Annotated in this window: 15 protein-coding genes, 1 tRNA gene and 1 rRNA gene; all 17 read left to right on the top strand. The window is 36.6% G+C overall.

What is annotated here, in order from left to right:
• Positions 1-6 precede the first annotated feature (6 nt).
• Complete coding sequence (gene rsmG / locus AC0GLY_RS05560; RefSeq protein ID WP_496611184.1) at positions 7-729, top strand: 16S rRNA (guanine(527)-N(7))-methyltransferase RsmG; 723 nt, start codon at positions 7-9, stop codon at positions 727-729.
• A 14-nt stretch (positions 730-743) separates the two neighbouring features.
• Positions 744-1,511, top strand: coding sequence for a ParA family protein (locus tag AC0GLY_RS05555; RefSeq protein ID WP_496611183.1), 768 nt, complete (start codon positions 744-746; stop codon positions 1,509-1,511).
• A complete protein-coding gene (locus tag AC0GLY_RS05550; RefSeq protein ID WP_496611182.1) occupies positions 1,501-2,382 on the top strand; it encodes a ParB/RepB/Spo0J family partition protein in 882 nt (293 codons plus the stop codon). Before AC0GLY_RS05555 ends, AC0GLY_RS05550 begins: the two co-directional genes overlap by 11 nt.
• Positions 2,383-2,395: 13 nt before the next feature.
• Positions 2,396-2,584: a DUF951 domain-containing protein gene (locus tag AC0GLY_RS05545; RefSeq protein WP_496611181.1), complete on the top strand. Its 189-nt coding sequence runs from the start codon at positions 2,396-2,398 to the stop codon at positions 2,582-2,584.
• A 17-nt stretch (positions 2,585-2,601) separates the two neighbouring features.
• Complete coding sequence (ychF, locus tag AC0GLY_RS05540; RefSeq protein WP_496611180.1) at positions 2,602-3,702, top strand: redox-regulated ATPase YchF; 1,101 nt, start codon at positions 2,602-2,604, stop codon at positions 3,700-3,702.
• Positions 3,703-3,710: 8 nt separating this feature from the next.
• The gene (locus AC0GLY_RS05535) at positions 3,711-4,445 is read left to right on the top strand and encodes a DUF1129 domain-containing protein (RefSeq protein ID WP_496611179.1); all 735 of its coding nucleotides are present in this window, start codon (positions 3,711-3,713) and stop codon (positions 4,443-4,445) included.
• 138 nt (positions 4,446-4,583) lie between these two features.
• Positions 4,584-5,270 carry a response regulator transcription factor gene (locus AC0GLY_RS05530; RefSeq protein WP_496611178.1) on the top strand — a complete coding sequence of 229 codons (687 nt, stop codon included), beginning with the start codon at positions 4,584-4,586 and terminating at the stop codon, positions 5,268-5,270.
• A gap of 74 nt (positions 5,271-5,344) precedes the next feature.
• Entirely contained in the window at positions 5,345-6,436 is a 1,092-nt protein-coding gene (locus tag AC0GLY_RS05525) for a sensor histidine kinase (RefSeq protein WP_496611177.1), read from the top strand.
• A 164-nt stretch (positions 6,437-6,600) separates the two neighbouring features.
• Positions 6,601-7,371, top strand: a complete 771-nt coding sequence (locus AC0GLY_RS05520; RefSeq protein WP_496612258.1) for an AzlC family ABC transporter permease — start codon at positions 6,601-6,603, stop codon at positions 7,369-7,371.
• Between the two features lie 14 nt (positions 7,372-7,385).
• Entirely contained in the window at positions 7,386-7,718 is a 333-nt protein-coding gene (locus AC0GLY_RS05515; RefSeq protein WP_496611176.1) for an AzlD domain-containing protein, read from the top strand.
• A gap of 127 nt (positions 7,719-7,845) precedes the next feature.
• Positions 7,846-8,673 carry a hypothetical protein gene (locus AC0GLY_RS05510; RefSeq protein ID WP_496611175.1) on the top strand — a complete coding sequence of 276 codons (828 nt, stop codon included), beginning with the start codon at positions 7,846-7,848 and terminating at the stop codon, positions 8,671-8,673.
• 20 nt (positions 8,674-8,693) lie between these two features.
• Positions 8,694-9,773: an AI-2E family transporter gene (locus AC0GLY_RS05505; RefSeq protein WP_496611174.1), complete on the top strand. Its 1,080-nt coding sequence runs from the start codon at positions 8,694-8,696 to the stop codon at positions 9,771-9,773.
• Between the two features lie 55 nt (positions 9,774-9,828).
• On the top strand, positions 9,829-10,527 hold the full coding sequence (locus AC0GLY_RS05500; protein ID WP_395317782.1) for a 2,3-diphosphoglycerate-dependent phosphoglycerate mutase: 699 nt from the start codon (positions 9,829-9,831) through the stop codon (positions 10,525-10,527).
• Positions 10,528-10,663: 136 nt separating this feature from the next.
• A complete protein-coding gene (locus AC0GLY_RS05495) occupies positions 10,664-12,142 on the top strand; it encodes an MDR family MFS transporter (protein WP_496611173.1) in 1,479 nt (492 codons plus the stop codon).
• Positions 12,142-12,897 (top strand): DUF4811 domain-containing protein, encoded by a 756-nt coding sequence (locus tag AC0GLY_RS05490; RefSeq protein WP_496611172.1) that lies wholly within the window; start codon positions 12,142-12,144, stop codon positions 12,895-12,897. Before AC0GLY_RS05495 ends, AC0GLY_RS05490 begins: the two co-directional genes overlap by 1 nt.
• 447 nt (positions 12,898-13,344) lie before the next feature.
• Positions 13,345-14,921: ribosomal RNA gene (locus AC0GLY_RS05485) — 16S ribosomal RNA — on the top strand.
• 69 nt (positions 14,922-14,990) lie between these two features.
• A tRNA-Ala gene (locus tag AC0GLY_RS05480) sits at positions 14,991-15,063 on the top strand.
• The last annotated feature ends 13 nt before the right edge of the window (positions 15,064-15,076 follow it).

The following is a 15,076-nucleotide window of genomic DNA, read 5'->3' as shown; positions in this document are numbered from 1 at the left end:
TTTCAGATGACACCAGAAGAATTTAAACAGGCGTTAGCCAAGCAAGGGTTTGCGTTATCTGATCTACAAATGCGACAATTTAAAGATTATTTTGAATTGCTAGTAGAGTATAATCAAAACGTTAATTTAACCAATATTACTGAACGCAATGATGTATATCTTAAACATTTTTATGATTCAATTTCACCTGCTTTTTATGTTTCTGATTTAAATGAAGCGAAAAGCTTAGTTGATGTTGGAGCAGGGGCTGGTTTCCCTTCAATTCCATTAAAAATTATTAATCCGGCCTTACAAGTTACAATTGTTGATTCACTTAACAAACGAATTGTGTTTTTACAAAAATTAGTTAGTAAATTAGGCTTAACGGACGTTAACCTAGTTCACGCTCGTGCGGAAGAATTCGGTGGTCGTCGTTCAAAAGATCGTGAAAGCTTTGATTTAGCTACTGCTCGAGCATTGGCCCGCTTGAGTGTAATGAGTGAACTTTGTTTGCCATTAGTAAAAATTGGCGGTAAATTAGTTGCGATGAAAGCAGCTAAAGCTCCTGAAGAGCTAGCAGATGCCACTAAGGCAATTCATGTGTTGGGTGGAAAAGTAACAGAAGACTTTGCGTTTCAATTGCCTGAAAGTGATGAAGAACGACACATTATCATAATTGAAAAAGAACGGAAAACGCCGATTAAATATCCCCGTAAAGCAGGAACACCAAATAAAGAACCTATTAAATAAAGGAGGATAAAACAATGGCACATGTGATTGCTTTAGCAAATCAAAAAGGTGGAGTGGGAAAAACGACTACTGCGGTTAATTTGGGAGCAGGACTAGCTAGTGAAGGAAAACGCGTTTTAATTGTGGATTCTGATGCTCAAGGGAATGCGACTAGTGGGGTTGGAATTAGTAAACAAGATATTCAAAAAGATGTTTACGATGTTTTAGTGAATGAAGAACCAATCGAACATGTAATTATGCACGCTCCTCACGACGGTTTAGACATTGTTCCGGCAACCATTCAGCTCTCAGGAGCGGAAATTGAATTGACGCCCCAAATGGCACGAGAAACACGGTTGCAAAATGCATTAAAGCAAATTGATGATCAATATGATTTTGTGTTAATTGATTGTCCTCCTTCATTGGGTTTGATTACCATTAATGCTTTTACTGCAAGCGATTCAATTTTGATTCCAGTTCAAAGTGAATACTATGCTTTGGAAGGATTAAGTCAATTATTGAATACGGTTCAATTAGTTCAAAAACACTTTAATCCAGATTTGTATATTGAAGGAGTTTTACTGACTATGTATGATGCTCGGACTAACTTAGGAGCTCAAGTAAATGAGGAAGTGCGAAAATTTTTCAAAGAAAAAGTTTATGCTAGTATCATTCCGCGGAATGTTCGTCTTTCAGAAGCCCCATCTCATGGGCTTCCCATTATTGATTATGATCCAAATTCAAAGGGTGCCAAAGTGTACATGAAATTGACAAAGGAAGTGTTAGCTGCCAATGACAAATAATAGCAAAGGGCTTGGTCGGGGACTAGATGCCTTATTCGATGATAATGATATTAGTTTGAGTGACGAAACTGTTCAAACTTTAAAATTAGAAAATTTAATCCCCAATCCTTATCAGCCACGAAAGAAGTTTGATAAAAAGGCTTTGAATGACCTAACTGAATCAATTAAAGTTTCGGGTGTTTTTCAACCAATTATTGTCCGTCAGCCAGATAAAAGTGTAACTAAATTTGAAATTTTAGCTGGTGAACGACGCTTTCGGGCATCTAAAGCAGCCGGAAAAGAAACGATTCCTGCAATTGTTCGTGATGCCACAGATGAGCAAATGATGGAAATTGCCGTGATGGAAAATTTACAACGGGAAGATTTGAATCCGTTGGAAGAAGCTAAGGCATACGAAATGTTAATGACCCATCTTGATATTACTCAAGTAGAAGTATCGAGACGATTAGGTAAAAGTCGTCCTTATATTGCTAACTACCTTCGTTTATTGAATTTACCTTCTGAAGTAAAAGAAATGCTTCAAAAAGGGCAACTTTCGATGGGACAAGCTCGGACATTGTTAGCCGTGAAAAATAAAGCAGCGTTGATTAATTTAGCTAAAAAAGCAGCAGACGAAACTTTGACGGTGCGCCAATTAGAAAAACTAATTAATGATTTAAACCCCAAAGACGAAAAAAAGAAAAAAGCTACCAAAACCCGTAAATCTCCATATTTACGTGAAGGGGAAGATCGATTACAAGATAAATTTGGAACCCGAGTAGCTATTAACGAAACTCGGCCTAAATCAGGAAAAGGAAAGATTGAAATTGATTACCTTTCCAATGCAGATTTAACTAGGATTTTAGAATTACTTGATATTCATTTGGATTAAGGAGGGCAATTTTATGTATGATTTACATGATATTGTAGAAATGAAAAAAGCTCATCCTTGTGGAACAAATCGCTGGGAAATTATTCGGATGGGCGCTGACATCAAGCTAGAGTGCTTAGGATGTGATCACGTGGTAATGATGACCAGACGTCAATTTGAAAAACGGATGAAAAAGGTGTTAGAAAAACATACTGAAGATTAGAAAGGGGTACTAATAATATGGCATTAACTGCTGGAATTGTTGGTTTACCAAACGTTGGGAAGTCAACTTTATTTAATGCAATTACAAAAGCTGGAGCAGAGATGGCAAACTATCCATTTGCCACAATTGATCCTAATGTGGGGATGGTAGAGGTTCCTGATAAACGTTTAGATCGAATTCAAGAATTGATTCCTGCCAAAAAAGTTGTTCCAACAACCTTTGAATTTACCGATATTGCTGGAATTGTAAAGGGTGCCAGTAAAGGTGAAGGGTTAGGGAATAAATTCTTGGAAAATATTCGCCAGGTTGATGCGATTGTCCATGTTGTTCGGGCTTTTGAAGATGATAATATTACCCATGTTTCTAATAAAGTTGATCCTGTAGCTGATATTGAAACGATTAACTTAGAGCTTAGTCTTTCTGATTTAGAAGCGGTAAATAAACGCTTAGCCAAGGTGGAGCGTGCGGCTAAAGGAAACGATGACGAAGCTAAAGAACAATTAGCTGTTATTGAAAAAATTAAACCTGTTTTAGAATCCGGTGGTTCAGTTCGTGATGTTGAGTTAGATGAGGAAGAACAAAAAGTTGTTAAAGGATTCTTTTTATTAACTTCTAAGCCAGTTCTTTATGTTGCTAATATTAGTGAAGCTTCAATGGGTAATCCAGAAGCAGATGACCTTTTTCAAGCAGTTAAACAATACGCTAATGCACATGGGGCTCAGGCAATTGGAATTGCTGCTGAAAGTGAAGAAGAAATTGCTGAACTAGATGATGATGATAAGCAAGAATTTTTAGATGCTGCTGGGGTTGAAGAACCAGGTCTAGATAAATTAATTCGAGCTGCATATAAATTATTGAATTTGGAAACCTTCTTTACGGCTGGTGGAAAAGAAACGAAAGCTTGGACTTATTTAAAGGGAACTAAAGCACCTCAAGCTGCAGGAATTATTCATTCTGATTTTGAACGTGGGTTTATTCGTGCTGAAGTAACATCTTTTACTGATCTTGATCGATTAGGCAGTGAACAAGCGGTTAAAGAGGCTGGAAAATTACGAGTTGAAGGAAAAGAATATGTCATGCAGGATGGAGACATTGTAAACTTCCGATTCAACGTATAGGAGGAATCATGAGCGATTTAGAAAAGAACCAACGAAATGCGTCCGTCCAACAACATCATACGAACGGAAAAAAAGCTACTTATGAAGAATTCGACCAATTAGGTTTAACTAAACGAAACATTGAATATTTAGTGCGATTTAAGGATGCTCTAGCACAGACATCAGTTCCAACTGAAAAACAAGCTGAGACAGTTGAGACAATGACTAAAGAACTAATTGATGCCCAAAAAAGAGGAGTAACTGCTAAAGGATTATACGGAACGGTTACTGAACAAGTCGCTAAAACGGTTAATCCACCCCGCAAGCCTGCAGGTCCAATGACTAAACGACGTTACATCATTGATGCAACTTATAACGTGTTGTGGTTTTTAATTTTATTTAGTTTTATGTATGCGGCCATGTTTTGGATTTCACCAGCACAAGCCAAACAAGGCGGAGTAGCTGGGATTACAAGTATTATCCTTTCTTCAGTGGTGGCTGGAATTGGCATGCCAGTGATTACTCAATTGTTTGCACCAGGAGTAAAGCATAAATATAATGGGTTGATTCGTTCAATTATGATGGTTGGTTTATTCATGATTTGGATGGCAGTCTTTTATGGAACTAACTTGCTTCCAGCTGGATTAAATCCCGTAGTTTCACCAATTGTTGACGTAGTGATTGGAGCTTTAGCTGTAGTTGCAGTCTTATATATGCGGACTAAATATACAATTACAAGCGGATTGTTTGCTGGTCGCCGCTAAAGGTTAAAGTCTTTTTCTTTGGGAAAAGGCTTTTTTAATTGCTAAGTTTTTCTTATAATCGCGTCAATTGCTTTCTTTTGAGAAATCTTTTAGTTAGAATTAATTAAAAGTCAGATTTAGAAAGGATTTAAACAAATTATGAAAATACTAGTTGTCGATGATGATCACGAAATTGCTCAATTATTAGAGATTTACATTAAAAATGAAGGGTACACACCCCTTGCTGCTTATAATGGAGAGGAAGCACTTTCTATGTTACACACCAATAGTGATATTGGCTTAGTAATTTTAGATATTATGATGCCAGGAATGAGTGGAATTGAAGTAATTAATGAAATTCGAAAAGATTCTCAAATTCCAATCATTGTCCTTTCGGCTAAAACAGAAGATATGGATAAAATTCAAGGATTAAGTTCTGGGGCCGATGATTATGTTACCAAACCATTTAACCCCTTAGAAATGATGGCTAGAGTTCATTCATTGCTTCGTAGAAGTCAAAATAACGTAACTAAAGATGAACCAGATGTGATTGATATCGAAGGACTTAAAATTAACAAAGATTCACATGAAGTAACAACTGAAAATGGAACTAAAATTCAATTAACTGCCATTGAGTTTGGAATCTTATATTTATTAGCCAGTCATCCTAATCGCGTTTTCTCAGCTGATGAAATTTTTGAACGAGTTTGGAAGCAAGAAAGTGTAATTTCGGCTAAAACAGTAATGGTACATATGAGTCATTTACGAGATAAAATTGAAGAAGCTACTGACGGAAAAGACATCATTAAAACGGTTTGGGGTGTCGGTTATAAGGTCGAAGGTTAGTTGTGAAATCGAATTCAAGTTTTAAGCTTAAAAGAAGTGAGCGTCAAGAGCTTTGGATTGAGGGAGTTTTAACGATGGGGCTATTACTCCTAGTTAATTTTGCCATTGGAAATATTTTGATTAATTTTATCCGAAATAATCAAGGGGTTACTGATGGAATTTTTATCATTAAACAATCTGTAACTTTTGGACCATTCCAACAACAGCTATTTAGTTGGGAAAGTCTGTTTTGGATAATTATGTTAGTTTTTGACGGATTAATTGTGTGGTGGAGATTAGTTAGAATTTATAAACGAATTGAAATTAGTCGGATTATTGATGAACTTCACTACATTTCGGATGGTCATTTTGAGCATAAGATTCCCTTTCAACTTACGGGTGATAATGAACGAGTGGTAGCTAGTGTTAACTTTTTAGTTGATAACGTGATTAAATCAATGGATGATGAGCGGCGCATTGAAAAGTCAAAAGATGACTTGGTTACTAGTGTTAGTCATGATTTACGGACCCCACTAACTTCAATTATTGGTTATTTAGGGTTGATTGAAGATCATCAATACCAGTCGGAGGCAGATCTTTTAAAATATTGTAAGATTGCTTACGAAAAAGCTCAGCAAATGAAACTATTAGTTGATCAATTATTTGAATACACGAAGGCTAATAATTTAAAACAGCGTCAACTGGAAATGAATCCAATTGATGTTAATCAACTTCTAACGCAATTGGAAACTTCCTTTGCCTTGGAAGCTGATAAAAAAGGAATTAAAATCAATGTGAAACCGTTGAAAAAAGATCTTATTATGTCATCAAACGCCGAATTAGTTGGGCGTATTTTTAATAATTTGATTACCAATGCAATTGCTTATGGTGAAGGTGCTAAAAAGATTATTTTAAGTGCTAAGGCCAAGGGGGATCAAATTCAATTTACTGTAGCTAATGATGGGAAAAAAATTCCAGCAACCGTTACTAATCATATTTTTGAACGTTTTTATCGAGAAGAAAGTTCACGTAATACCAATACGGGTGGCAGCGGATTGGGATTAGCAATTGTAAAAGAAATCATTCAAAATCAAGGTGGAACGATTCATGTCACTTCGAATGATAAGTTGACATCTTTTGTGTTTACCTTGCCAATTAAAGGAAAACAAACTAAACAAAAGAGCTAATCTGATGATTAGCTCTTTTACTTTAAAATCAATGAATTTGATATTTATTAATAAATATTGATTTAGTGGTTTTTTATTTGGACTACATACAATATAATTAAAGTATTGGCTATAAATTATAATTAAAAATGAAGTCACTACTTGGAGGGTTTCAATTGACAAAGATGGTACCGAATCCAGAAGTTCCGGCATGGCGCCGTAACTTTCAGATTTCATTTCCACTAGATATTAGTTATATTCCAATTGGATTAGCTAGTGGTATTTTACTGCATGCAGCAGGGTTTAACTTTTTTAATACTTTATTACTCTCAATTTTAGTTTTTTCTGGAGGAGCTCAGTTCTTAATTGCCTCAATGCTAACGATTAACTCACCATTATTTACAGTGGTATTAATGTTATTTTTCTTAGAGTTGCGTTACGCTTTACTAGGATCTAGTCTATCGAAGTATTTACATGGGCAGAGTACCTTATTTACGTTCTTCTTTGCTGCTTCAATGAATGACGAAAATTATGCCATTAACTATTTGAAGTTTTCAACAGACAAAAAATTTACGACAGATGATGCACTTCAAATCGAACATTGGTCACTGGTTTTTTGGACGATTAGTAATGTGGTTGGGAGTCTAGTGGGAACGGCAATTCATATTGATTTAACGGTGGTGCATTTTGCTTTAACTGCCTTATTCTTATTTATGATTGTAATGCAAGTTAAGACTTTTTTGAAGATTTTCATTGCTGTATTAGCTGCTGTATTAGCAATTTTCTTCTTAACTATGACTAAGTCAACGTTGGGATTAGTATGTTCAACTTTAGTAGCATCTTTTATTGGATTTCTAATTGATAACTATCTTAGACGTCGTTGGATGAAAACTCGCCATAAGAGTCGTTGGATTAAGATGTTTAAAAATCCAGCTGGTTCACCTAAAGAAAACTAGGGGAGGAATAAAAAATGGAATGGAACGGATGGCAACACTTTCTGTTAGTAATACTTTGTTTTTTTGTAGCCTTATTACCTAGATTTATTCCCCTTTATATCTTTAGAACTCGGAAAATCCCCAAATGGTTCAACGAATGGATGGAGTTTGTACCGATTTGTTTATTTACTTCACTAGTTGTGAAAGACTTATTTATTACAAAAACTTACGATTTTACGTTACAAGGGCACCTACCGGAATTAATTTCTAGTGTGGTAGTAATTATAATTGCATTTTGGACTCGTTCCATGGCACTAGCAGTAATTATTGGTTTAATTTTAGTTTTTGTCCTTGCAATGTTTTTATAAAAAATAAAGGCTCTAGCCAGTTGAACTAGAGTCTTTTTTACGCGATTCAGATGAATCTTAATTGTATTTTGGTATGCTATAATGAATTCTAAAAGTAATTTTTAATTTTGTACGGAGGAATGCTTTAATGAAAAAATGGCTTGTTGGAATGATTGCCTTAGTGGTAACAGTTTTGCTGGGTGGCTGGATGTATGTTGATCATGCTACTAAAGAAAATACTTATCGGACTAATTTTAATCATGGAAATGAAGCACTAAAAAATAAAGACTATCATCAAGCTAAAAAGGATTTTAAAGTGGCATTAACTGCTAAACCAGATTCTAAAAAAGCAAATGGTTCAGTTAGTCAAGTGGAAAAATTCATGGATGGAGAAAACGAACTAAGCTCAAATGATTTTGCAACAGCGAAAGCTTCATTTAAAATGGCGGCTAATGATGAAAATGGTTCAACTGACTTAGCGAACCAAGCTAAACAAAAAATTAGATTAGTGAATGGTATAACTGAGGATATTAATCACTTTAATGAAATCTATAAAATGGCAGTGGAACAACATAATGATAAGACTTATCAACTTTCAAATGATACTTTAGCTCAGATTATACAAGATGATAAGATTAATCAATCATATTATGAAGATGTTTTAGCGAAAGCAAAGGACTTGAAAAAGTCTAATGACAAAGCAATGAACGTTCCAAAGCAGACCCCATTAACTACTTCTAGTCAAGGTTCTAGAGTTACGACTAATCAAGCAGCAGATACGACTAATCCTGATTTGAGTAAATTCAATGTTTATACTAATCCACAGGAATATGCAAATCGATTTGTAAATAGTGGAGCTAGTTCTAATACTTCAGACACTGATAATACTAAGATTGAAAATGGTCCTGTTAGCACAAATGCGGATCCTTATAATGTTTACACTAACCCACAAGAATACGCAAATCGTTTTAATTAATCGTCGATAGGAGAAAACAGATGCAAACGCATTGGAATAATTTTATTAATAATGTACGTTTGAGGAGAATTTGTGTTCTACTACTGATTATTTCGGTGGTGTATTTTTGTCGTGATATGATGACGACCGTTTTGTTGACCTTTATTTTCACTTTGCTGGTAACTAAGCTAGTGGTTGCTATTCGAAAGCGAATTAAAATTCCAATTCCAATTTTGGTAATTATAATTTATGCGTTATTAGTCGGATTGATTGCGTATGCTGCCATTAACTATTTGCCTACAATTGCAGATCAAACCGCTAAGTATACCAAACAATTAGCTGGTTTTTATCAACATCCCAGACGCATTAGTAATCCTCAAATTCGTGAAGTTGTTATTAAAGTCATGCATACTGTTAACATTCCAAACCAAATTCAAGATAGCTTGGGATTAATTTGGACATACGTTACGAGCATCGGAACGATTGGATTGGCACTTTTTATGTCTTTGCTATTGAGTTTCTTCTTTACTTTAGAGTTAGATCAAACAAAACGCTTTTCAGAGAAGTTTTTAGATAGTACATTTGGATGGTTCTTTCAAGATTTAAAATATTTTGGGAACATCTTTGTTAAAACTTTTGGAGTTGTACTAGAAGCTCAATTTTTTATTGCAATTTGTAATACGGTAATTACAACGACTTGTTTAGCTTTTATGGGGATGCCTGAATTAGTGTTGTTTTCAATTATGATTTTCTTTTTGAGTTTAATCCCAGTTGCAGGCGTAATTGTCTCAATGATTCCCCTCTCAATTGCTGGTTATGCAGTTGGTGGGTTGAGATATATTATTTACATTGTGATTATTATTTTGGTTGTACATGCGATTGAGGCTTATATTTTGAATCCCAAATTTATGTCAGCTCGCACAGAACTTCCGATTTTTTATACGTTTGTAGTTTTGTTAATTGGAGAGCACTTTTTGGGAACTTGGGGTTTGATTGTTTCGGTTCCAATTTTCACTTTTTTCTTAGATGTTTTTGGAGTCCAAAAGGTTGATCAAGTTAATCATGATCGTGAAAAAAATCCTGGGTTCATGAGAAAATTGTTAAAAAAATATGTAAAATGATGTATTATGGAGACGGATACTAAATATAGATTTTAATTCGAAAGAGGTATAAACAATGGCTAAATTATGTTTAATTCGTCACGGTCAAAGTGAATGGAACTTAGCAAACAAATTTACTGGTTGGGTTGATGTCGATCTAAGTGAAGAAGGAGTTAAGCAAGCAAAACATGCTGGGAAGTTAATTGCTGATGCTGGTCTTGAATTTGATCAAGCTTACACTTCAGTTTTGAAACGGGCCATTAATACGTTGCATTACGCTTTAGGTGAAAGTAACCAATTATGGATTCCAGAAATGAAGTCATGGCGTTTAAATGAACGTCATTATGGTGCATTACAAGGACATAACAAAGAACGTGCAGCTGAAAAGTATGGTCCGGATCAAGTTCATATTTGGCGTCGTTCATATGATGTTTTACCTCCTTTATTGAGTGCCGATGATGAAGGTTCAGCAACTAAAGATCGCCGTTATGCCGATTTAGATCCACGCGCAATTCCTGCTGGTGAAAACCTTAAGACCACTTTGGAACGAGTAATTCCATTCTGGCAAGATGAAATTGCACCTAAGTTGTTAGATCACAAAAATGTGATTGTAGCTGCTCATGGTAATTCATTACGTGCTTTAACTAAGTACATCGAAGGTATTTCTGATGAAGATATCATGGATGTTGAAATTGCAACTGGTGATCCAATTGTTTACGATATCGACGAAAACTTAAACATCGTAAGTAAAACTAAATTAGACGAAAATAGATAATTAATAAAAAGCTTGTACTCTATTAAAGTACAAGCTTTTTTATTGTCTAAAAAATAGTTGTTAGATTACTTGACAATCTTAGAAATGCTCGTATTATAAGAGTTACGTTTATAAATACAAATGGGGGAATTTTTACATGAACAATAATCAAGCTGTTGATGCAAAGGGAAAACCATACAATCGTACGATGTTTGTCCTTTTGTTATTAGTCGGAGCCTTTGTGGCGATTTTAAATCAAACGATTTTAGCGACTGCTTTTCCCACACTAATGGATGCTTTTGATATCAGTACCTCGACAGTTCAGTGGTTAACGACTGGATTTATGATGGTAAATGGTATCTTAATTCCGGTTAGTGCATGGTTGAGTACAAGATTTAATACTAAATGGCTTTATTTAGGAGCCATGTTAATTTTTGAAATTGGTACCATTATGGCCTATATTGCACCATCTTTTGGTGTTTTATTTGCTGGTAGATTGGTCCAAGCTGTTGGTGTTGGGGTAATTATGCCATTACTTCAAACGGTTATGTTGACCATTTTTCCTGCTGATAAGCGGGGAGCTGCCATGGGAATGGCTGGAATGGTAATTGGACTTGCTCCTGCCATTGGACCAACTCTTTCTGGTTGGATTATTGATAACTATCAATGGCGTGATTTATTTGGAATGTTAATTCCAATTGCAGCAGTTGTGTTAATATTAGGGCTATTTTACATTAAGCCAGTCCTTAAAACGGAAAAATCAAAATTAGATGTAATTTCATTAATACTTTCTACCATTGGTTTTGGGAGTGCTTTATATGGATTCTCATCGGTTGGTAGTGACGGATGGGGTAGTCAAACGGTAATTATTTCCTTAATTATTGGTGCTATTTTTGTTGGGCTTTTCGTCTGTCGTCAATTAACCATGAAAGATCCTTTCTTGAACCTTAATGTGTTTAAGTCTGCTGAATTTAGTATTGGGACCATGATTGCATCAATTGTTTTTATGGCCATGATTGGGGTAGAAATGATTATTCCACTTTATCTACAAATTGTGCGTGGAATGACTGCTTTTGACTCTGGTTTAACGCTTTTACCGGGTGCAATTATGATGGGAATTATGAGTCCCTTTACTGGTAAAATTTTTGATAAATACGGAGCTAAGAAATTAGCTATTGGTGGATTATTCTTACTTTCTTTAGGTACTTTCCCATTCATGTTCTTAACCAAGACCACACCAGTTCACTACATTACGATGCTTTATGTTGTGCGGATGTTTGGGGTAGCCATGGCAATGATGCCAGTTACAACTTCAGCAATGAATGCTTTACCAGTTACCATGATGAGTCACGGAACGGCCGTTAATAATACGGTTCGTCAAATCTGTGGGTCAATTGCTACTGCTATTATGGTATCAATTCTTACTAATGTAACGACCGATAACATGCCTGCTAAGCATTTAATGAAACTTAATCCAATTCACTATGGAAACTTAGCAATTAATGCTACATTAAAGGGTTATTCGGCAGCATTTGCGATTGCATTTGGAATTAGTGCAATTGCATTCTTGGCCGGATTTATGTTGAAAAAAGGCCGAGTTAATACCATTGAATTAGGTAAGGGGGATACTAAATAATGATTTTTGTCTTATTAACCATTTCCGTACTAGCGTTCTTTCTTTGTTGGAATTTAATTGCTAACCAAAAAATTTCAAATGTATTGGGAATCTTGTTTGCTTTTTTAGCAATTTTGTCAGTTCTTGCCATGATGGGAAATTTCAAATACCACTTTGGAATGGAAAAGCAAACCACGGTTACTAAAACCGAAATTGCTCCAATTAAGCAAATGATGATTTTGAAGCAACCAGTTGGAACTGATGGAACTGAACAAGCTGTGATTTATAACAAAAAAGCTAATCAAAAGAAACCTACTGTTGCTAAACCAGCAATGGATACAAAAAATGTAATTAAAGAAAATGCAACGAAAAATGAACTTGTAACTACCAAAAAATATTGGGTTTACAAGAATAGTTTTTATAAGGCTATGTTTGGATTTGCACAAAAACACCAATTAATTAAACAAACCAAAACCTTTAGTGTTAAGCCTGAAATTTTAGTAATGACTCCAGCTCAAGCTAAAGTGTTTGGAGCCAAGATGCAAGCAGAATCCAAGGCAATGCAAACGCCGGAAGCAATGGCGGCTATTAAGGCTAAAGGGTCTGAATATGTGCAAGGTAAGTTGATGGCTGCAGTGCAAGAAAATCCTAAGATGACAGCTGCACAAAAACAAAAATTAACTAAGCAATTTATGACTGAATTTCAAGCTAAAATGAAGGCTAAGTCAATGGCTCAACTTTCACAAAAAGTAGCTTTGAAAATGAATCTTAAATAATTTTTATACGAAGGTTCATTACCTTTAAAAAGGATCTCAATTCCGTTAGGCAAATTCTAACGGAATTGAGATCCTTTTTTATGAAAAATATGATTTAAATAATAGTTAATTTGGTTCTTTAATTTAATCATTAAAAAAGTTGACCTTTTTTGACCATTTTTGTTGACATGGGTTGCTTTTCGTTATATCATAGTAAGCGTTCGGTAAAGATACGTGATTTAAATAATCATTTATAAAAATTTTAGATTATTTTGTTGACAAATAATTTCTTTCCGAGTAATATATTATATGCACTGAAAATGGTGCTTGAGTAGATCTTTGAAAACTGAACAAGATTTTGATTACAATAAAGTGTAAGGATGATTTTTAAACTTGGTTTAGAAATTAAACAAATGCAATGTCAATTTGCAAAAACAAATAAATAAGAGCTAGTAAAGTTCTCATTTCTAAAATGAGAGTTTGATCCTGGCTCAGGACGAACGTTGGCGGCGTGCCTAATACATGCAAGTCGAACGAAGTCGCCCATTTGAAGTTTGGTGCTTGCACCAAACTGATTTTGGATCCGACTGAGTGGCGAACTGGTGAGTAACACGTGGGTAACCTGCCCAGAAGAAGGGGATAACACCTGGAAACAGATGCTAATACCGTATAACAACAAGAACCACATGGTTCTTGTTTGAAAGCTGGCCTTGGTGCTAGTGCTTTTGGATGGACCCGCGGCGTATTAGCTAGTTGGTGAGATAATAGCTCACCAAGGCAATGATACGTAGCAGACCTGAGAGGGTAATCTGCCACAATGGGACTGAGACACGGCCCATACTCCTACGGGAGGCAGCAGTAGGGAATCTTCCACAATGGACGAAAGTCTGATGGAGCAACGCCGCGTGAGTGAAGAAGGGTTTCGGCTCGTAAAACTCTGTTGTTAGAGAAGAACGGCTGTGAGAGTAACTGCTCACAGTGTGACGGTATCTAACCAGAAAGTCACGGCTAACTACGTGCCAGCAGCCGCGGTAATACGTAGGTGGCAAACGTTGTCCGGATTTATTGGGCGTAAAGGGAGCGCAGGCGGTTTATTAAGTCTGATGTGAAAGCCTTCGGCTTAACCGGAGAAGTGCATCGGAAACTGATAAACTTGAGTGCAGAAAAGGATAGTGGAACTTCATGTGTAGCGGTGAAATGCGTAGATATATGAAGGAACACCAGTGGCGAAGGCGGCTATCTGGTCTGTAACTGACGCTGAGGCTCGAAAGCATGGGTAGCAAACAGGATTAGATACCCTGGTAGTCCATGCCGTAAACGATGAATGCTAGGTGTTGGAAGGTTTCCGCCTTTCAGTGCCGCAGCTAACGCATTAAGCATTCCGCCTGGGGAGTACGACCGCAAGGTTGAAACTCAAAGGAATTGACGGGGACCCGCACAAGCGGTGGAGCATGTGGTTTAATTCGATGCTACGCGAAGAACCTTACCAGGACTTGACATCTTCTGCCACTCTAAGAGATTAGAGGTTCCCTTCGGGGACAGAATGACAGGTGGTGCATGGTTGTCGTCAGCTCGTGTCGTGAGATGTTGGGTTAAGTCCCGCAACGAGCGCAACCCTTGTCTTTAGTTGCCAGCATTAAGTTGGGCACTCTAGAGAGACTGCCGGTGATAAACCGGAGGAAGGTGGGGACGACGTCAAATCATCATGCCCCTTATGTCCTGGGCTACACACGTGCTACAATGGACGATACAACGAGTTGCGAAACCGCGAGGTCAAGCTAATCTCTTAAAGTCGTTCTCAGTTCGGATTGCAGTCTGCAACTCGACTGCATGAAGTTGGAATCGCTAGTAATCGTGGATCAGCATGCCACGGTGAATACGTTCCCGGGTCTTGTACACACCGCCCGTCACACCATGAGAGTTTGTAACACCCAAAGTCGGTTGGATAACCTTTTAGGAGTCCGCCGCCTAAGGTGGGACAGATGATTAGGGTGAAGTCGTAACAAGGTAGCCGTAGGAGAACCTGCGGCTGGATCACCTCCTTTCTAAGGAATAATTCGGAACCTTACATTAATCAAAATCTTGCTCAGTTTTGAGAGTATCTACTCTTATATGGGGAATTAGCTCAGCTGGGAGAGCACCTGCTTTGCAAGCAGGGGGTCAGCGGTTCGATCCCGCTATTCTCCATTGACACGTTAGT

It is taken from the genome of Fructilactobacillus sp. YLN 2507 (assembly GCF_059614085.1).
The sequence above is the reverse complement of the archived record's forward strand: the minus strand, read 5'-3'. Positions and strand labels throughout refer to the sequence as shown.

Bases quoted from the DNA above. Each gene is read 5' to 3' on its own strand.
- rsmG (WP_496611184.1), top strand. From the start codon at position 7: ATGACACCAGAAGAATTTAAACAGGCGTTAGCCAAGCAAGGGTTTGCG.
- AC0GLY_RS05555 (WP_496611183.1), top strand. From the start codon at position 744: ATGGCACATGTGATTGCTTTAGCAAATCAAAAAGGTGGAGTGGGAAAA.
- AC0GLY_RS05550 (WP_496611182.1), top strand. From the start codon at position 1,501: ATGACAAATAATAGCAAAGGGCTTGGTCGGGGACTAGATGCCTTATTC.
- AC0GLY_RS05545 (WP_496611181.1), top strand. From the start codon at position 2,396: ATGTATGATTTACATGATATTGTAGAAATGAAAAAAGCTCATCCTTGT.
- ychF (WP_496611180.1), top strand. From the start codon at position 2,602: ATGGCATTAACTGCTGGAATTGTTGGTTTACCAAACGTTGGGAAGTCA.
- AC0GLY_RS05535 (WP_496611179.1), top strand. From the start codon at position 3,711: ATGAGCGATTTAGAAAAGAACCAACGAAATGCGTCCGTCCAACAACAT.
- AC0GLY_RS05530 (WP_496611178.1), top strand. From the start codon at position 4,584: ATGAAAATACTAGTTGTCGATGATGATCACGAAATTGCTCAATTATTA.
- AC0GLY_RS05525 (WP_496611177.1), top strand. From the start codon at position 5,345: ATGGGGCTATTACTCCTAGTTAATTTTGCCATTGGAAATATTTTGATT.
- AC0GLY_RS05520 (WP_496612258.1), top strand. From the start codon at position 6,601: ATGGTACCGAATCCAGAAGTTCCGGCATGGCGCCGTAACTTTCAGATT.
- AC0GLY_RS05515 (WP_496611176.1), top strand. From the start codon at position 7,386: ATGGAATGGAACGGATGGCAACACTTTCTGTTAGTAATACTTTGTTTT.
- AC0GLY_RS05510 (WP_496611175.1), top strand. From the start codon at position 7,846: ATGAAAAAATGGCTTGTTGGAATGATTGCCTTAGTGGTAACAGTTTTG.
- AC0GLY_RS05505 (WP_496611174.1), top strand. From the start codon at position 8,694: ATGCAAACGCATTGGAATAATTTTATTAATAATGTACGTTTGAGGAGA.
- AC0GLY_RS05500 (WP_395317782.1), top strand. From the start codon at position 9,829: ATGGCTAAATTATGTTTAATTCGTCACGGTCAAAGTGAATGGAACTTA.
- AC0GLY_RS05495 (WP_496611173.1), top strand. From the start codon at position 10,664: ATGAACAATAATCAAGCTGTTGATGCAAAGGGAAAACCATACAATCGT.
- AC0GLY_RS05490 (WP_496611172.1), top strand. From the start codon at position 12,142: ATGATTTTTGTCTTATTAACCATTTCCGTACTAGCGTTCTTTCTTTGT.